Source organism: Halorubrum sp. Hd13 (genome assembly GCF_002252755.1).
Classification (GTDB): domain Archaea; phylum Halobacteriota; class Halobacteria; order Halobacteriales; family Haloferacaceae; genus Halorubrum.
Genome location: NZ_NHOY01000121.1, coordinates 33,557 through 49,770, shown reverse-complemented (window position 1 = coordinate 49,770; position 16,214 = coordinate 33,557). Strand labels below are relative to the sequence as shown.

The 16,214-nt window shown below is 70.5% G+C and carries 18 protein-coding genes; 6 read left to right on the top strand and 12 right to left on the bottom strand.

What is annotated here, in order from left to right; genetic code table 11:
* Positions 1 to 19: 19 nt before the first annotated feature.
* Both DJ81_RS17060 and DJ81_RS17055 read left to right on the top strand, forming a co-directional pair.
* On the top strand, positions 20 to 661 hold the full coding sequence (locus tag DJ81_RS17060) for an ABC transporter permease (protein ID WP_394338186.1): 642 nt from the start codon (positions 20 to 22) through the stop codon (positions 659 to 661).
* Complete coding sequence (locus DJ81_RS17055; protein WP_094523645.1) at positions 661 to 1,425, top strand: amino acid ABC transporter ATP-binding protein; 765 nt, start codon at positions 661 to 663, stop codon at positions 1,423 to 1,425. Before DJ81_RS17060 ends, DJ81_RS17055 begins: the two co-directional genes overlap by 1 nt.
* 520 nt (positions 1,426 to 1,945) lie before the next feature.
* Here DJ81_RS17055 and DJ81_RS17050 read toward each other — a convergent pair.
* The 3 genes from DJ81_RS17050 to DJ81_RS17040 are packed head-to-tail and all read right to left on the bottom strand — an operon-like array spanning position 1,946 to position 5,670.
* Positions 1,946 to 2,497, bottom strand: coding sequence for an HIT family protein (locus DJ81_RS17050; RefSeq protein WP_094590759.1), 552 nt, complete (start codon positions 2,495 to 2,497; stop codon positions 1,946 to 1,948).
* A complete protein-coding gene (gene map / locus DJ81_RS17045; protein ID WP_094590757.1) occupies positions 2,497 to 3,405 on the bottom strand; it encodes a type II methionyl aminopeptidase in 909 nt (302 codons plus the stop codon). Before map ends, DJ81_RS17050 begins: the two co-directional genes overlap by 1 nt.
* 54 nt (positions 3,406 to 3,459) lie before the next feature.
* A complete protein-coding gene (locus DJ81_RS17040) occupies positions 3,460 to 5,670 on the bottom strand; it encodes a histidine kinase N-terminal 7TM domain-containing protein (protein WP_094590755.1) in 2,211 nt (736 codons plus the stop codon).
* Between the two features lie 79 nt (positions 5,671 to 5,749).
* On the opposite strand from DJ81_RS17040, the gene DJ81_RS17035 reads away from it, so the two are divergent.
* Positions 5,750 to 6,217, top strand: coding sequence for a peroxiredoxin (locus DJ81_RS17035; RefSeq protein ID WP_094523653.1), 468 nt, complete (start codon positions 5,750 to 5,752; stop codon positions 6,215 to 6,217).
* A 44-nt stretch (positions 6,218 to 6,261) separates the two neighbouring features.
* On the opposite strand, the gene DJ81_RS17030 is transcribed toward DJ81_RS17035, so the two are convergent.
* From DJ81_RS17030 to DJ81_RS17020, 3 genes are all read right to left on the bottom strand, one after another.
* Positions 6,262 to 7,188, bottom strand: a complete 927-nt coding sequence (locus tag DJ81_RS17030) for a DMT family transporter (RefSeq protein WP_094590753.1) — start codon at positions 7,186 to 7,188, stop codon at positions 6,262 to 6,264.
* A gap of 118 nt (positions 7,189 to 7,306) precedes the next feature.
* Positions 7,307 to 8,353: a geranylfarnesyl diphosphate synthase gene (gene idsA3 / locus DJ81_RS17025; RefSeq protein ID WP_094590751.1), complete on the bottom strand. Its 1,047-nt coding sequence runs from the start codon at positions 8,351 to 8,353 to the stop codon at positions 7,307 to 7,309.
* A complete protein-coding gene (locus DJ81_RS17020; protein WP_094523659.1) occupies positions 8,350 to 9,702 on the bottom strand; it encodes a ribonuclease J in 1,353 nt (450 codons plus the stop codon). The genes idsA3 and DJ81_RS17020 overlap by 4 nt, the downstream gene beginning before the upstream one ends.
* Positions 9,703 to 10,015: 313 nt before the next feature.
* Here DJ81_RS17020 and DJ81_RS17015 point away from each other — a divergent pair, with 313 nt between their 5' ends.
* The 3 genes from DJ81_RS17015 (at position 10,016) to DJ81_RS17005 (ending at position 11,597) form a co-directional block, all read left to right on the top strand.
* Complete coding sequence (locus DJ81_RS17015; protein WP_094523661.1) at positions 10,016 to 10,258, top strand: LSM domain-containing protein; 243 nt, start codon at positions 10,016 to 10,018, stop codon at positions 10,256 to 10,258.
* Positions 10,255 to 10,431: a 50S ribosomal protein L37e gene (locus tag DJ81_RS17010; protein ID WP_094523663.1), complete on the top strand. Its 177-nt coding sequence runs from the start codon at positions 10,255 to 10,257 to the stop codon at positions 10,429 to 10,431. Before DJ81_RS17015 ends, DJ81_RS17010 begins: the two co-directional genes overlap by 4 nt.
* 131 nt (positions 10,432 to 10,562) lie before the next feature.
* Positions 10,563 to 11,597, top strand: a complete 1,035-nt coding sequence (locus DJ81_RS17005) for an MsnO8 family LLM class oxidoreductase (protein WP_094590749.1) — start codon at positions 10,563 to 10,565, stop codon at positions 11,595 to 11,597.
* 22 nt (positions 11,598 to 11,619) lie between these two features.
* Here DJ81_RS17005 and DJ81_RS17000 read toward each other — a convergent pair whose 3' ends face one another.
* The 6 genes from DJ81_RS17000 to DJ81_RS16975 form a co-directional block, all read right to left on the bottom strand.
* The gene (locus DJ81_RS17000) at positions 11,620 to 11,826 is read right to left on the bottom strand and encodes a hypothetical protein (RefSeq protein WP_094581147.1); all 207 of its coding nucleotides are present in this window, start codon (positions 11,824 to 11,826) and stop codon (positions 11,620 to 11,622) included.
* Positions 11,826 to 12,026, bottom strand: coding sequence for a hypothetical protein (locus DJ81_RS16995; RefSeq protein WP_094523669.1), 201 nt, complete (start codon positions 12,024 to 12,026; stop codon positions 11,826 to 11,828). Before DJ81_RS16995 ends, DJ81_RS17000 begins: the two co-directional genes overlap by 1 nt.
* 62 nt (positions 12,027 to 12,088) lie before the next feature.
* Complete coding sequence (locus DJ81_RS16990) at positions 12,089 to 13,204, bottom strand: deoxyhypusine synthase (RefSeq protein ID WP_094590747.1); 1,116 nt, start codon at positions 13,202 to 13,204, stop codon at positions 12,089 to 12,091.
* A 39-nt stretch (positions 13,205 to 13,243) separates the two neighbouring features.
* Positions 13,244 to 13,528, bottom strand: a complete 285-nt coding sequence (locus tag DJ81_RS16985; RefSeq protein ID WP_094590745.1) for a ubiquitin-like small modifier protein 1 — start codon at positions 13,526 to 13,528, stop codon at positions 13,244 to 13,246.
* 22 nt (positions 13,529 to 13,550) lie between these two features.
* A complete protein-coding gene (locus DJ81_RS16980) occupies positions 13,551 to 14,891 on the bottom strand; it encodes a potassium transporter TrkA (protein ID WP_094590743.1) in 1,341 nt (446 codons plus the stop codon).
* Complete coding sequence (locus tag DJ81_RS16975) at positions 14,888 to 16,189, bottom strand: potassium channel family protein (RefSeq protein ID WP_094590741.1); 1,302 nt, start codon at positions 16,187 to 16,189, stop codon at positions 14,888 to 14,890. Before DJ81_RS16975 ends, DJ81_RS16980 begins: the two co-directional genes overlap by 4 nt.
* Positions 16,190 to 16,214 lie beyond the last annotated feature (25 nt).

The following is a 16,214-nucleotide window of genomic DNA, read 5'->3' as shown; positions in this document are numbered from 1 at the left end:
GGACGGGTACGTCTGGAGCATCATCTACGTCTCCCTGTACGTGAGCCTCACGGCGGTGGCGCTGAGCACGCTCTTCAGCATCCCGATCGCGGTCGTGATGGGATTCACCGACTTCCCGGGCAAGCAGTTCGCGAAGTCCGTGATCAACACCGGGATGGGGTTCCCGAGCGTCGTCGTCGGCCTCCTCGTGCTGTTCGCCGTCTCGAACCAGGGACCGCTCGGCGCGCTCGATCTGGTCTTCACGAAGCAGGCGATGATCATGTCGCAGTTCGTACTCGCGACGCCGCCGATCACGGCGATCAGCCTCGCGGCGATCTCCGGCGTCGATCAGAACGTCCGCGACGCCGCCCGCGTGCTCGGCGGCACGCGCGTCGACGTGGCGCTCGTCGTCCTCAAGGAGGCCCGGTACGGTATCGCCACCGCGATCCTCGCGGGATTCGGCCGCGCTATCAGCGAGGTCGGCTCCGTGCTCATCGTCGGCGGCAACATCACCGGCGCGGACGGGATATCGAAGACGCGGACGCTGACGACCGCCATCCAGCTCGAGGCCAGACAGGGGCAGTACGAGACCGCGATGATACTCGGCGCCGTCCTCGTCGCGCTCGTGTTGACGGTCAACGCCGTCGTGATCCGGCTCGGCGATCAGGGGGTGCACCGCTGATGCTCCGGCTCCGGAACGTCTCCCGCTCGTACGGCGACGGGCCGGTGTTCCGCGATCTCTCGCTGACCGTCGACTCCGGAGAGGTGGTCGCGGTGATCGGTCCGTCCGGCGTCGGCAAGACGACCCTGCTCCGGACGCTCGCGCTCTCGCTCGAACCCGACGACGGCGCCGTCGCGCTCGACGGCACCGACGTGTGGACCGCCGAGGAGTCGGAGCGGCTCGCACTGCGCCGGCGGGTCGGGATGGTGTTCCAGGAGGCGAGCCTCTTCGACGCGCCCGTCGCGCGCAACGTCGAGTACGGCCTGCGGATCCGCCGCCCGTGGGCGGACCGGCTTCAGGCCCAGCTCCGCTCGCTCGTCGGGCTGCACGAGCCCGCCGACGCCGTCGGCGACGCGCTCGACGTGGTGGGGCTCTCCGAGAAGGCGACCCAGCGGGCGGACTCGCTCTCCGGCGGCGAGGCGCAGCGGGTGTCGTTCGCCCGGGCGCTGGCGTACGACCCCGACGTCCTCCTCCTCGACGAGCCCACCTCCGACCTCGACCCGCGGAACACCGCCGTCATCGAGGACGCGATGGCGAAGGCCCGCGACCGCGGGATCGGCGTCGTCGTGGCGACGCACGACATGCATCAGGCGGAGCGTGTCGCGGACCGAGTCGCGGTGCTGCTCGACGACGGTGTCACCGAGGTCGGCCCGACCGAGCGGATCTTCGAAGACCCGTCGGACGAGCGCACCCGGAAGTTCATCTCCGGGGAGCTGGTGTACTGACGCGCATCGAGGAGTAGGTGTAGTACGTCGCGAGGAGAGTCGTTTACAGGTCGGAGCGTGGTGTTGCTGTCGACTGTTTATAAATGGTCGGCGTTGCTGCGGTGAACACTTCCAAAGCCCCAACCGGTGAGGCGGACGCACGCTCGCTACGGTCCTCAGTCGCTCGTTTCACTCGCTCCTTGCGGTCCTTGCATCGTCATCAGAACGCTTCGCGTTCTGATTGGCTCACGAGAGCGGAGCTCTCGTGAACGCCTCCGTCCGCCTCACCGGCTGCCCTTTTGAGTCCCACCTATACCGCACAGCACCTCACACTTCCCCAGCCTCGCGGTTCGCGCTTTACGAGCGCTCACCGCGTCCAGCGAGAATCGGAGATTCTCTGGCAGTCGGGCTTCGCCCGACGACCTCGCACCGTCGGCTCGCGGCCTGTCGGCCGCTCACCGGGGCGCGCCGCCGCCTCCGTCATTTATAAAATAATCTTCGCCGTCATTCACGGCTATTTAAATACTGGATCGCCGTCGCCTCAGCTGTCGAAGTCGATCTCGACCGCCTCGCCGGCCTCGGCGTCGCCCGGATCGACCACGTCGTCGCCGGCGGCGAAGCCGGCGTGGAGGTGCCCGTACGTGCGGTCGACCGCCTCCACGATGACCTTCGTCTCGCCGGTGACGGGCATGAAGTTCGTGTCGCCGTTCCACCGCGGGACGACGTGAGTGTGGAGGTGGTCGATCGACCCCCCGGCGGCGGCCCCGCCGAGGTTCTGGCCCGTGTTCACGCCGTCGGGGTCGACGTCGTGGCGCAACGCCGTCAGCGTCGCCGACTTCAGCCGTGCGTGGTCGAGGAGGGTCGCGTCGTCGAGGTCGGTCGGATCCTCGACGTGCTCGTCCGGGATCACCATCGCGTGGCCCGGGTTGTACGGGGCGTTGTTCAAGAGGACGTAGTTGCGCTCGCTCTCGGCGACGATCCGCGCCTCGCGGGCGTCCTCGCGGTCCGGCAGGACGCAGAACGGGCAGCCGTCGATCGGGTCCGACTCGCGCTCGACCCACTCGATCCGCCACGGGGCGTAGATCCGGTCCATCAGTCGTCGAAGCCGTGGATCCCGGCCGTCGTCACCTCGACGCCGTCCTCGGCGATCAGCAGGGTGTGCTCCGCCTGGCTCACCAAGGCGTCGTCGGCCTCCTTCAGGACGGGGTACCCCTTGACCGCGCCCGCCTGCTTGAGCCGCCGCAACGCCATCTCGACGCGGTCGCCCTCCAGCCACCGCGCCGCGAACGGGAGGTCGTCGAACGCCTCGATCTCCTCTAAGGCCTGCCGCGCGCGGCGGTCGCGCACGCTCGCCGACCCCTGTCGCTCGAAGATCTCCTCGTCGGTCCCCTCGCCGACCTTCCCGCGGCCGTCGGTGGCGAACGGCTCGATCGCGACCGCCTGCCCCGGCTCTAGCTCGACGGAGCGGTCGACCCCCCGGTTCGGCACCGTCGGCCCCGTGTGGGCGTCGTAGCGCTCGACGCCGTGGCCGGAGAGGTTCAGGACGGGGGTGTAGCCGTACCCCCGGATCACGTCCTCGATCGCCGCGCCGACGACGCCGACCTCGACGCCCGGACCGGCCTCGTCGACCGCGGCCTCCAGCGCCATCTCGGCGGCCTCGACGAGCTCCGGGTTCCCGGAGTGGTCCACGGTCACCGCGGCGTCGGCGATGTAGCCGTCGACGTGGACGCCGACGTCGAGACACACCATCTCCTCGCCGAACTCCGTGTCGTCGTCCCGGGTCGGGGTGGCGTGCGACGCCTCGGGATCGACGCTGATGTTGACGGGGAACGCGAGCCCGGCTCCCTGCTCGCGGACGAAGTCCTCCGTCCACTCGGCGACCTCCAAGTGCGACCGCCCCGGCTCGACCATCTCGCGGGCCTCGTTCGTCGCCTCGACCAACACCGCGCCGGCCTCCCGGTAGCTCTCGACCGCGTCCTCGTCCAGGGATCCGTGACTCATGACCGTCGGTTCGACCAGCGACCGCAAAGAGGTTGCGGAGGGACGGCGACGGCGCTAGTCGCGCACGTCCGTCGCGGCGGAGCTTCCGCCGTCTGCCCCGGCGACATTCCCGCCGTCGGCGTCGGCCGCGGGAGTGTCCTCGGCGTCTGCTTCGGCCGCGGGAGTGTCCTCGGCGTCTGCTTCGGCCGCAGTCCCGCCGTCGGCGTCGGCCGCAGGGAGCCGCATCCGCACCACCGTCCCGGTCGGGTCCCGCGTCTCGATGTCGAGCTCGCCGCCCGATCCCGTGACGATCCAGTGGACGAGCCAGAGCCCCAGCCCGCTCGCGTGCTCCAGCGCCGTCTCGCGCGCCTCCGAGAAGACCGCCCGCTCGACCGGCGGGATCCCCGGGCCGTCGTCGGCGACCTCGATCCGGTACCCGCCGCCGGCGGCCGCGACCGTGACGTCGACGGTCGGGCGCTCGCGGTCGTTGTGGACCACGGCGTTCTCCAGCACGTTCCGGACGGCGGACTCGAGGAGTTCGTCGGCGTGCGCGACGGCGGCGTCGGGAGTCGAGACCCGCACCGTCGCGTCCGGGAACGACGATTCGAGCGACTCGGAGAGCCGCTCGACCAGCCGCGCGAGGTCGATCCGCGTCTGTTCGGCCTCGTTGTGGAGCGCCACGTCGATCTCGCGGGCCTGGTCGCTGAGGTGCGTCAGCGTCTCTACCTTCCGGTCGATGATGTCCAAGTAGTCGCCGCCGTCCTCGTCGACGTGGTCGCGCAGGAGGTCGGCGTAGCCGCCGATCACGTTCGTGTCGTTCTTCAGGTCGTGTCTGAGCACGCGGTTGAGGACCTGCAGGCGTTGCTCGTACCGACGGCTCTCCGTCACGTCCGTCGCGGTGATCACGACCTCCTCGGTGTCGTCGAACAGGCGCTCGACGGTCGTCTCGAACCGGCGCCAGTTCCCGTCGGCGTGGGCGATGCGGTGGTCGAGCGGCTGCGGCTCGTCGGTCTCGAACGCCCGCTCGAACGCGCGCTGCGACTCCAACTCGTCGTCGGGGTGGACGAGGTCGACGATCGGTCGCCCCTCGACCTCGGCGGGCGAGTGGCCGAGCAGCCGCTCTATCGACGGGCTCACGTAGCGGGCGAGACCGTCGGTCCCGCAGACGGCCACGACGTTCGGCGACTTCTCGATGAGGGTCCGATACCGGCGCTGGAGAGTCTCCCGCTCGGTGACGTCCCGGAAGAGGAGGACGGTGCCGCCGGCCCCGTCACGCGGCGGCGCTCCGGCGTCAGCGCCGTCGATCGCGTGGGCGTCCACGGTCAGGAACCGGTGACTCTCCCCGTCGGTGAGGGTCACCCGGAACTCGCCCTCGCGCGACGACTCGGTCCGGGCGCCCCGCATCGCCTCGACGACGCCCGGGGCGGAGTCGAACGCCTCCACGACGTCTCGTCCGACCGCGACGGACGGGAACAGTCCCCTCGCCGGCTCGTTGACGTCGACGATACGGCCGGTCGCGTCCACGACGACGACCCCGTCGGCGAGGTTCGCGAAGACGGTATCGCGGGCGATCGGCGAGAGGTCGAGGAGACGGTGTCTGAACACGATCCAGCCGATCACCCCGGACGTGGCGGCGAACGTCACCGGCGTCAGGTCGACGAACGTCGGCCCGACCGCGCCCCAGACGCCGAGGACGCCGGCGACCGTCGGTGCGACGCCGGCGACGAGCAGCAGCGCCGCCTGCCGGCGGAACACGCCCTCTCGGGTGAGCGCCGCGTACCCGAGGACGGCGAAGGTGACCAGGTTCACGGCGTACGAGTAGGCCACGAACGCGAGGAGCTCCGGCGTGGGGGCGTACTCCACGACGAGGTAGCCGCCGACGTCGGCGAGCGACGGGTCGCGGTAGAACAGCGCCTCGGGACCGATCAGGAGGGCGCCGGAGACCACGGCCGCGGGAACGAGACAGAGCAGGGCGAACCGGCGCGGCCGGAGCCACGACGTTCGGTCGACGTACGCGAGCACGAACGCGGGCCAAGCGACCGCGAGGGTCCCGGTCCCGACCCAGACGAACCGGTTCCAGAAGAGGGTCGCGTCGAGCGCGGTCGCCGACAGTTGGGCCGCGTACGCCAGCGACCAGACCCCGCTCCCGAGCGCGACGCCGACGAACGCGCGGACGAGCGCGCGCTCCCCTCGCCCCCGACTCCTCGCGACGTACGCGGCGAAGGAGAAGGAGGCGAGCGCCGCCACGAGCAACGGGGCCGTGTACGGCGTCGGTTGCCACACCATCGATATCGTTAGCATGACAGTAGCGGATAAAAGTGGACCGGACCGAACGCCCTAAGACGCCGCCGAAACGACGGCAGGTATGCTCGATCCCGGCGATTCCGCACCCCCGATCACGCTGGCCGACCAGCACGGCGCGACCGTCACCGTCGACCCGGACGAGTCGCGGTACACGGTGGTCTACTTCTACCCGCGCGCCGACACGCCGGGCTGTACCGCCGAGGCGTGCGGGTTCCGCGACGAGTGGGACGCCTTCGAGGGGGCCGACGTCGCCGTCGTCGGGATCAGCGACGACCCCGTCGAGGAGTTGGAGCCCTTCGCCGAGAAGCACGACCTCCCGTTCACGCTGCTGTCGGACCCCGACGGCGAGGTCGCGAGCGCGTACGACTCGTACGGCGAGAAGCAGATGTTCGGCAACACCTTCGACGGCGTGTTCCGGAACACGTACGTGCTCGACGGCGAGGGGACCGTCGTCCTCGCCTACGAGGGCGTCTCTCCCGAGGACCACGCGGTCGAGATCGTCGAGGACATCGCCGCGCTCGACGGCTGAGGTCGGCGGCGACCCTCCGCGTCGCCGTCGTCGCGACGGCCCCGTCAGAACAGCCCGCCGACCCGCGAGAGGAGCCGCGGGACCTCGTCGGCGATCGCGTGCCGCTTCAGGAGCGCGAAGCCGGCGACGATGACGAAGAAGCCGACGACCGTCAGCGGCGTCACGGGCTCTAAGAGGAGGACCGCACCGGCGACCGTCGCGACGACCGGAACGACGTAGGAGACGAGGTTGATCTCGAACGGGCCCAGCCGGTCGAGCAGCGTGAAGTAGATGCTGTACGCGACGGCCGAGGACATCACGCCGAGGAACAGCAGCGAACCGACCGCGGGAAGCTCCGTGACCGGGAGCCGTTGGGTCTCGCCGAGCGCGGCGCTGAGCCCGTGGATCAGCGTGGCGCCGAACAGCATCGCCCACCCCGTGAGCGCGATGCTGGAGAAGCTCGTCGTCACGGTGCGGAGCCCGACGCTGCCGACCGCGACCGCGAGCACGCCGATCGAGATCAGCCCGACCCCGATGGTGACGCCCCCGGCGAGGTTCGCGGGGTCCGGCTGGGCGACGAGCCCGACGCCGATAAACGCGAGTACCACACCGAACGCGCCGCGCGCGTCGAGGTCAGAACCGCCGATCCAGGCGGCCGCGACCGCCGCGGTCGCGATCGGCACGAGGCTGTAGGTGATCGAGGCGATGCCGCTGGTGGTGTACTGCTGTCCGACGAACAGCAGCGAGTTGTTGGCGGCGACGGAGAGCCCCCCGCTGAAGCCGATGGCGGCGAAGTCGCCGCGCGTGCTGGGGAGCGGTCCCGTCTCCGTCAGGAGGACGTACGACACCAACACCAGCGCCGCCACGTCGAACCGGCAGGCCGCGTACAGCACCGGCGGGTAGTAGTCGAGGCCGACCTCGATGGCGACGAAGGAGCCGCCCCAGAGCGTGGCGAGGGTGAAAAACAGGACGACGTCTCGATACCGTGACACGGTCGAAGGAAGGCGACGGGGAATAAAGCGGTGTCCGTTGCGGAGGACGCCGCCGGATCGTGGCCGGACGGCCGGCGGTCCGGTCGCGGCCGTCCGACTCGCTTTCCGCCCGGTCCGCTCAGTAGCCGCGGACGATCAGGTAGTCCGCGAGGTCCTCAAGGAGGCTCCGCGAGCCGCTCTCGGGAAGCAGTTCGAGGTGCTCTTTCGACCGCGCGGTGAGGTCCTCCGCGGTCTCGCGGGCGTACGCGATGGAGCCGGCCTCCTCCAAGGCGGCCACCGCGTCCTCGATGGCCGACTCCGTGACCTCGGCCGGGGTGTCGGCGTCGACGAGGCCGTCGACGTCGACGCCCTCTTGACGCGCGTGGAGGGTGATCAGCGTCTCCTTCCCCTCGACGAGGTCGGAGCCGCGCTGTTTCCCCAGCTCCTCGGAGGGAACGGTCAGGTCGAGCACGTCGTCTTGGATCTGGAACGCCCGTCCCGAGTCGATCCCGTACTCGTACAGCGCGTCGATGACGTCGTCGGCGGCGCCGAGCAGGATCGCCGGCGTCGCCGCCGACGCCCCGTACAGGACCGCGGTCTTCAGCTCGACCATCTCGAGGTACTCCTCGGGGAGGATATCGTCGCGCGACTCGAACGAGACGTCGAGCGCCTGTCCCTCGCAGATCTCCGTGCAGGTGGACGCGAGCATCCGCATCGCCTCCAACCCGTTCTCCGGGGCCGCGCCCGTCTCCGTCATGAACTCGAAGGCCTTCGAATAGAGCGTGTCGCCGGCGAGGATCGCCGTTGACGTGTCGTACTGCTCGTGGACGGCGGGGACGCCGCGCCGGAGGTCGTCCTCGTCCATGATGTCGTCGTGGATCAGGGTGAACGACTGGATCACCTCGATGGCGACCGCCGCGCGCATCACGTCCACTTCGGTCCCGTCGAGGGCGGCGAACTCGCGGAAGTCGGCGCTCATCGGCTCGACGCCCGCGACGGCCTCGGCGGCGAGCGTCGCCACCGTCGGGCGCAGCCGCTTCCCGCCGGCCTCGAGGATGTACCGCGTCGCCTCGTAGAGGCGCTCCGGGTGCTGTACCGGCAGCTCTTCGTCGATAGCGGCGTTGACCAGTTCACGCCGCTCGCGGATGGCGTCCAGCACCCGCGCCTCCTTCGTCTCGCTCGTCATTCGACGAGTTGGATGACGCTCCCGTTCTGCGTGACGTGAATGTCACGACCGAGCTTGTACCCCTGCGACTTCGCGAGACTCACGTACGGCGAGCGGCCCTCCAGCGACTGGTGGCCGGGGATGAGGTGCTGCGGCTGGAGCGCCTGCAGCATCTCGTAATGCCCCTCCTCGCGGAGGTGGCCGGAGACGTGGATGTCGTCGTAGAGGCGAGCGCCCTGCATCCGGAGGAGCTGCTCGCTCTGGTAGCGCTGGCCCTCGTTGGTGGGCTCCGGGATGACGCTGGCGCTGAAGACGACCTTGTCGCCGTCGTCGATTTCGTACGGGGTCTCGCCGCGGCCCATGCGGGTGAGCATCGCGCGCGGCTCGCCCTGGTGGCCCGTCACGATGGGGAGGAAGTTCCCCTTCCCCTCCTTCATGATCCGCTTGAACGCGCGGTCGACGGACTTCCGGTGGCCGTACATGCCCACGTCGCCCTGGAAGTCGACGAAGTCGAGCCGCTCGGCCGTCCCGGAGTACTTCTCCATCGAGCGCCCGAGGAGGACCGGCTGACGGCCGATCTCGCGGGCGTACTCGACGAGCGTCTTCACGCGGGCGATGTGGGAGGAGAACGTCGTGGCGACGATCCCGCCCGTGTAGTCTTCCATCGAGGTCAGCGTGTCCTCGACGTGCTTCTTCGCGTACGACTCGGAAGGGGTCCGGCCCTTCCGGCCGGCGTTCGTGCAGTCCTCGATGTAACAGAGGACGCCCTCGTCCTGCCGGCCGATCTCGCGGAACCGGTCCATGTCGATCGGGTCGCCGATAACGGGGGTGTGGTCCAGCCGCTTGTCGAGGCCGTAGACGATCGCGCCCTCGGGCGTGTGGAGGACCGGGTTGATGGCGTCGATGATCGAGTGCGTGACGTTGACGAACTCCATCTCGACCTGCTCGGAGTCGCCGATGGCCATCGTGCCGCCCGCCTTCATCTTCACGAGGTCGTTGTCGACCTGGAACTTCCCCTCGTCGGCGATCTGCTGTTTGACCAGTTCGATCGTGTACGGGGAGCCGACGATCGGGGCGTCGTACCGGTGCGCGAGCTTCGGGATGCCCGCGATGTGGTCGAGGTGACCGTGGGTGGGCACGATCGCCTGGACGTCGCCCTCCAGCTCGCTCATGACGCGGTCGTCCGGGATCGCGCCCATGTCGATCAGGTCGAGGCTGTGCATGCTCTCGGTCTCCACGTTGTCGTGGATGAGGACCTTACTGAGGTTCAGGCCCATGTCGAAGATGACGATGTCGTCGCCCGCTCGCACCGCCGTCATCTGTCGACCGACCTCTTCGTAACCGCCGAGTGTCGCAATTTCGATTTCCATGGTTTGTGTATATCGAACGCCTGTACGGCGTTCATCACTGAAACCCCGCAAGGAGCCGTCAGCGCTACGTCCGACCGCGCGTCGTTGAGGCCCCGCTACGGCCGAGCCGACGTCGGCTCACCGTGTCCCGCGGGAGTGTGGTATCCCGAGATACAGGAGCCCGTCTTAAAAACACCGGGGTTCGGGGCCCACCGCGACGGCCGGTAACACGGCGGTACCCGACAGTCTCGACCGGCGTGAACGGGTTTTCACCCCGATCTGTCCTCCTCGCGTCCCGGTATTTTTATTACCGCGACGGGCGGCGATACGTACAATGAGTGGACGACCCCTCGACGTGCTCGAAGCGTCGCTCGAGGACCCGGTGACGGTACACCTGAAGGACGGGACGACTTACTACGGAGTGCTGGCCGGCTACGACCAGCACATGAACGTCGTCATCGAGCCGGAGGACGACGTCGGCGACCGCGTCGACGACGATCTCGACGCGGAGTTCGCCGTCGCGATCGAAGACACAACGATTATACGCGGCGATAACGTCGTCACCATCAAAGCATGACCGGCTCCGGAACGCCCTCTCAGGGGAAGAAGAACAAGACGGTTCACGTGAAGTGCCGCCGCTGCGGCGAGAAGTCCTACCACGTCAAGAAGGAGCGCTGCTCCTCCTGCGGCTTCGGTAAGTCCGCGAAGCGCCGCGACTACGCGTGGCAGTCGAAGACCGGCGACAACTGACGACGACGCTTTCTCGATCTCTCCATTCCGCTCGAATCCCGTAGTGTCGGGTCCGGTCGCGGCGGGTCGTCCGACCCCCACGATTCCGCCGCCGGCCGAACGCTTACTACCGGCGGTCGCCGAGCCGTGGCATGGACCTCTCCGTCGTCGACCTCTCTCCGGTCCCCGCGGACGGGACCGCCGCCGACGCCTTCGCGAACACGGTCGCGGCCGCCGAGCAGGCGGAGCGGCTCGGCTACTCGCGCTTCTGGGTCGCCGAACACCACGGCAGGACCGACCGCCTCGCGGGGACGACCCCGGAGGTGCTCCTCGGACGGCTCGCGGCGGCGACCGACGCGATCCGGCTCGGCAGCGGGGCCGTCCTCTTGAATCGCTACAGCCCGTTCAAAGTCGCCGAGTCGTTCGGGACGCTCGACGGGCTCGCGCCGGGCCGCGTCGACGTCGGCGTCGGCCGAGCGAACGGGCCGCCGGCCGCGGACCGCGCGCTCGGGACGAGCCGCCGCGTCGAGAGTCCGAACGAGGACCACGAGGAACGGGTCCGCGCGCTCGTGAGCCACCTCTACGACGCCTACCCCGACGGCCACGAGTACGCCGACCTCGACGTCCCCCGCTCCGGGGACGGTCCCCCCGTTCCGTGGGTGCTCGGGTCGAGCCCGGCGAGCGGCGAGATCGCCGGGAAACTCGGGCTTCGGTACTGCTTCGCCGGGTTCATCAGGCCCGGATTCGCGGAGCGTGCGTTCGCGTCCTACCGCGAGGCGTTCGAGCCCGGCGCGCTCCCTGCCGGCCCAGACGAGCCGACGGGGACGGTCGCGGTCAACGCGGTCGCCGCCGAGACCGACGCGGCCGCGGCCCGTCGCCGAGCGCCCGCGGAGGCGACCTTCCGGCGGATGCGCCGCGGCGACCTCGGGGACTCGACGCCGTCCGTCGCTGAGGCGGTCGACGAGCTCGGCGAGGCCCCGGAGCCGACGCCCGCGACGCTCGACGACGACGAGTGGCCGCGGTCGGTCTCCGGGAGTCCGGAGACGATATCGGGGATCCTCGAACAGCTGGCCGACCGAGCCGGCGTCGACGAGGTGATGATCCAGCACGCAGTCCCCGACCACGGCGACGCGCTGGAATCGCACGCGCTGCTGGCCGAGGCGGCCGGGCTGGAACCGAGGAACTAACGGGCTGGCGTCGGTGCCCCGCTCACTGAGGCGGGTTCCGGACGAGCGCGTCGAGCATCAGCAGCGCGCACGCCAGCGCCGCGGCGGCGGTCGGGACCACCCACCCCTCGACCATCGCCGACGCGGCGCCGTACCCGCCGGCGAACAGCAGCGGCATGCCGGCGAGGACCGCGTCCGCCCGCGACACGCCTTCGGGCACGTCGACCGGAACGCCGTCGGCGACGCTCATCAGTCCACGTACCCCAGGTCCCGGAGCCGCTTGCCGATCCGGCGGGCCTCCGCCTCGCTGATCTCGTCGTCCGACTCCATCTCCTGGACGACGACGTGTTTCACGAACTCCTTCACGGAGCCGAACGGCTCGTCCTCGATGTACTCCTCGACGTCGGCGACGAACTCCTTCCGCAGCGAGATGGTAGTGTAGTCGGCCATTACGCCAGATCAGTGGCTCCCGGGTGAAAAATCTAATTACATGTAATTACTATTTGTCGTGACTACTCCACGCGCTCGCGGGCGGCGGCGACGAGCATCGGCAGCATGACGGTCGCGTCGCCGTAGACGGAGGCGTTGCGCGCGTCCTTCTCCAGCTTCCCCCACGACCGGGCCTCTTCGAGGGTGGCGCCGGAGAGCCCGCCGGTCGCCTCCGGGTCCATCGTTATCTGGACGGCGTAGTCGTACGCCCGCGGGGTGACGAGCATCGTCTGGAGGGTGAAGTTCTTCGGGACGCCGCCGCCGACGAGCAGGCAGCCGGCGTCGTCGGCCTCGAACGCGAGGTCGGTCAGCTCCGTCATGTCGGCGAGGGCGTCGAGCGTGAAGTCGGCCGTCTGCGCGTACATCCACGCCTGCAGTCCCAGCACGGAGTCCTGCACAGCGGGGCAGTAGACGGGGACGTCGCACTCGTAGGCCGCGGCGGCGACGCCTGGGTCCTCGGCCACGTCGTCGCGGTCGTTGACCGCGGCGTTCGCGCGACCGAGCTCTCGCGCGAGGTCGGCGATGGAGACGGCGCCGTCGCCCTCGGCGTCCGGGTCGGCCTCGAGCGCCGGGAACACCTCCTCGCGGAGGTGGCCCTCGAACGCCGCGAAGTGCTCCTGCGGGAGGTAGACGTTGTAGATGCGGTCGACGCCCTCGTCGCGGAGCCCCTCGTCGTGCTCGCGGAGGCTCTTCTCCGGGTCGTGAGTCCTGCCGTGGTGGTGTTTCCCGCCGATCGCCTCGATGGCGTCGTGGGTGAGATTCGCGCCCGTGGTCACCAGCGCGTCGACGTAGCCGTCGCGGATCAGGTCGGAGACGATCCGGCGCATCCCCGCCGGGACCATCGCGCCGGCCAGCGAGAGGAAGACCGTGCAGTCCTCGTTCGCGAACATCTCCGCCAGCACGTCGCCCGCCTCGTTGACCGACGCCGCGCCGATCCCGGCGTCGCCGTACCCCTCGACCAGCTGGCCGACCGTCATGTCGGCGGTCGCCCGCGTGTGCCCGACCGGGTCCTCGTGGAACTCCTCTCGGGGCGGGTCGCCGCCGTGCTCGTCGTGTCCGTCTCCGCCGTGCTCGTCGTGGCCGTCTCCGCCGTGCTCGTCGTGGCCGTCTCCGCCGTGCTCGTCGTGGCCGTCGCTCATGTCGACTGATGCGACGGGCGACCGTTTGAAACGACCGATCTACCGGCCGATCGAGCCCCCGCTCACCGGCGGGAACAGCGCCAGCTCGTCGCCTTCCTCCAGCGTCGTCTCCAACCCCTCGTCGTGGCGGACGCTCCGCCCGTTCCGGAGGACGTTGATGTGGTCGGCCACCGAGTCGTCCTCGAGCACGCGCTCTCGGAGGTCGGGGTGGGCGTCGAGCAGGCCGTCGAGCGCGTCGCCGACCGTGTCCCCCGGCGACGCCTCTACCTCGACGGTGCGGCCGCCGGCGATCTCCGAGAGGTCCGCGAACAGCTTCCACTCCATACGTTGACCCCGTACGGACGCCTCAAGAGCGTTGCGTCCCTTCGCTCGGTTCGGCCTCGGCGTCGGCCCGGTCCCCGCCGTCGCCGTCGTCGCCGTCGTTCGCCGTGACGACCGACGGGTCCGCCCTCTCTCCGCCGGCGTCGGCCTCGAACCGACGGAGCGCGTCGGGTCGGCCGACCAGATACACGAGATCGCCGGCGCCGAAGGCGTACCCGCGCCGCGGGATGGGCTGTACCGCCCCGTCCCCGGGTCGGACGGCGGCGACGACGACCTCCACGTCGCCGACGGTGCTCTCGGCGAGGGCGCTGCCGGCCTCGACCGTGATCGCCGCCATCGTCTCGTCGGCGTTCCGGAGCAGCGAGGCGAACTCCCGGTCGGCCTGCGGCTCCGCCGGGAGCGTCACGATCCGATACGACTCCTCCTCGGTGAGCCCCTCGGCGTCGGACTCGTCGAGCGCGACGGTCGCCGCGTCGCCGGCGACGCCCCGGAGCTCGCCGGTGGCGACCCGCTTCGGCTCCGGATCGGTGCGCCACAGCTGGACCGTGTCGCCGGCCGTCGCGTTGTTCGGCGGGTCAGCGGCCACGGCGACCGCGGCGGATCCGGGCGCGAGCGTCGGTCCGAGCCCCGCCGCGCGGGAGCCGACCGCGAAGTACTCGACCGCGCCGTCGTCGGTGACGTCGACGTCCACGTAGCCGACGCCGTGGTCGGTCTTCACTCGCTCGACGAGCCGTTCGCGGAGCTCCTCGCCGGAGAGCTTCCGCGCGAACAGCAGCGTCTTCTCGGCCATCTCGGCCTTCTTCTCCGGCGACACCGGGTCGTAGGTGTCCATGTCGCGGATCTCCTCGGCCACCGGGAGCGTGACGGCCGTGAACCGGCCGACGGCCCGGACGATGCCGGTCAGCTCGCCATCCAGCTGTCTGGCCCCCGAGAGCGCGAACACGTCGACCGCGAGCCGGTCGCCGACGTACCGGCCGCCCGGTGCGAACACCGCCGCGACGCCGAGCGAGACGACGTTGAAGAAGACGCTCTCCGGTTCGAGCAGCGACGGGCTCTCGCCGGCCGCGATCGCCCCGAGCGAGGTCGTGTTGAGGTACAGCGCGACGACGGAGACGCCGAGCAGGACGGTGACCCCCTCTGGGATCTCGTCGCGGAAGTACCACCGGTACGTCAGCGCCGCCGCGCCGGCGACGAGGACCGAGAGGACCGCGAAGGTGACCAGAGTGACCGCCGCCTGCCGCGGGCGCGCGAAGCCGACGTCGACCGGCGGTGCGACGGCGGCTTTGGGTGCGACGGCGACGAGGAAGCCGACGAATCCCTGGTGACCCGCGCCGGTCGCCGCGGCCGCCGTCGCCGCCGCGATCATCGCGCGGCCTCCGCGAACCGGTCGAGGGCGTCGCGGCTCCCCACGACGAACAGTTCGTCCTCGGCGGAGAGGCGCTGCGAGCCGCCGGGAGCGATACTCCACGAGTCGTGCCGCGCCGCGAGGACCGCGACGTCGTACGCCTCCCGAACGCCCACCTCGCCGATGGTGTGGCCGTCGAGCGGGCCGCCGGGGACGACGGACACCTTACGGAACCGCTTCCCCGCGCGGCGCAGCAGCGTCGTGAGCTCGTACTCCCGGCGGGTGCCGCGGGAGAGGACGAGGACGCGCCCCCGACCCGCGCGCAGGAGCGCGCTCGCCTCCGGCCGCTCGACGGCGACCGTCACTCGCCCCTCTCCCCCGGTCGTCGTCGGCGCGCTCGCGGTCGTCGGGGCGGGGGGCGCCTCGCCGCCGTCCGTCCGCGGCCCGCCGTCCCCGCGCGGCTCCCCGTCGCTCCGCGCGGCATCGGTCCCGGGGAGGTCGTCTCCGGGCCGCCCGCCGCCGGTCGCCGGCGTCCCCGCGCCCGGCTCCGGCTTCCCGCTCGTCCTCGCGGCCAGGACGGTCCCGTCCACGCTGAGGCCGGACGCGAGCACGCGCACGACATCGCCGCGGGCGATCCCGGTCGGGACGAGCGCCGGCACCGACACCGCGCGCTTCCCCTCCGGGACCCGCTTCGACAGCGCTCCGGTCGGCGGCGCCGCGGCCACCGTCGCGTTGGCGCGTTCGTCGATCCGCACGGCGACGTCAGCCAGGTCGAGCTCGGTCCGGAGCCGCTCCGCGAACCGGTCTTCAAGCTCGACGAGCGGGAGGTCGGCCGGGAACGTCCACTCGCCGTCGACGATCGCGCCCCGGGTCTCGGCCGGCAGCGGCGGGTACCCCTCCATGTCGTTCACCTCGCCGGCGACGTCGACGGTGACCCGACCCCGACCGCCGACCAGCTCGACGACGTCCGTCGAGAGGGTCCGGTCGCGGAGCTGTTGGAGCGAGATCCGCTTCGGGACGGTGGCGCCGAGCTTGTCCCCTTGGGCGTGCGCGTACAGCGAGATCATCAGGACCACCACGATGGCCGTGAGGACCGCCGGCGCGCGCTCGGACGAGCGGATCGTCTCGTCGTTGAGCGCGAGCAGGCCGCCGTTGATGCCGGCGATCGCGAGCGCGAGGACGACGACCCCGAGCCCGGGAATTGTCACCCCGGTGACGTACTTGAACACGAATCCGAGCACCCCGGAGACCAGCGCGGGCAGGATCCCCGTGATGATCCCGAGGTAGATCCCGAAGACGACCTCGACGGGCAGTGACATACGCCCCACACTCGGCGGTGAGGTT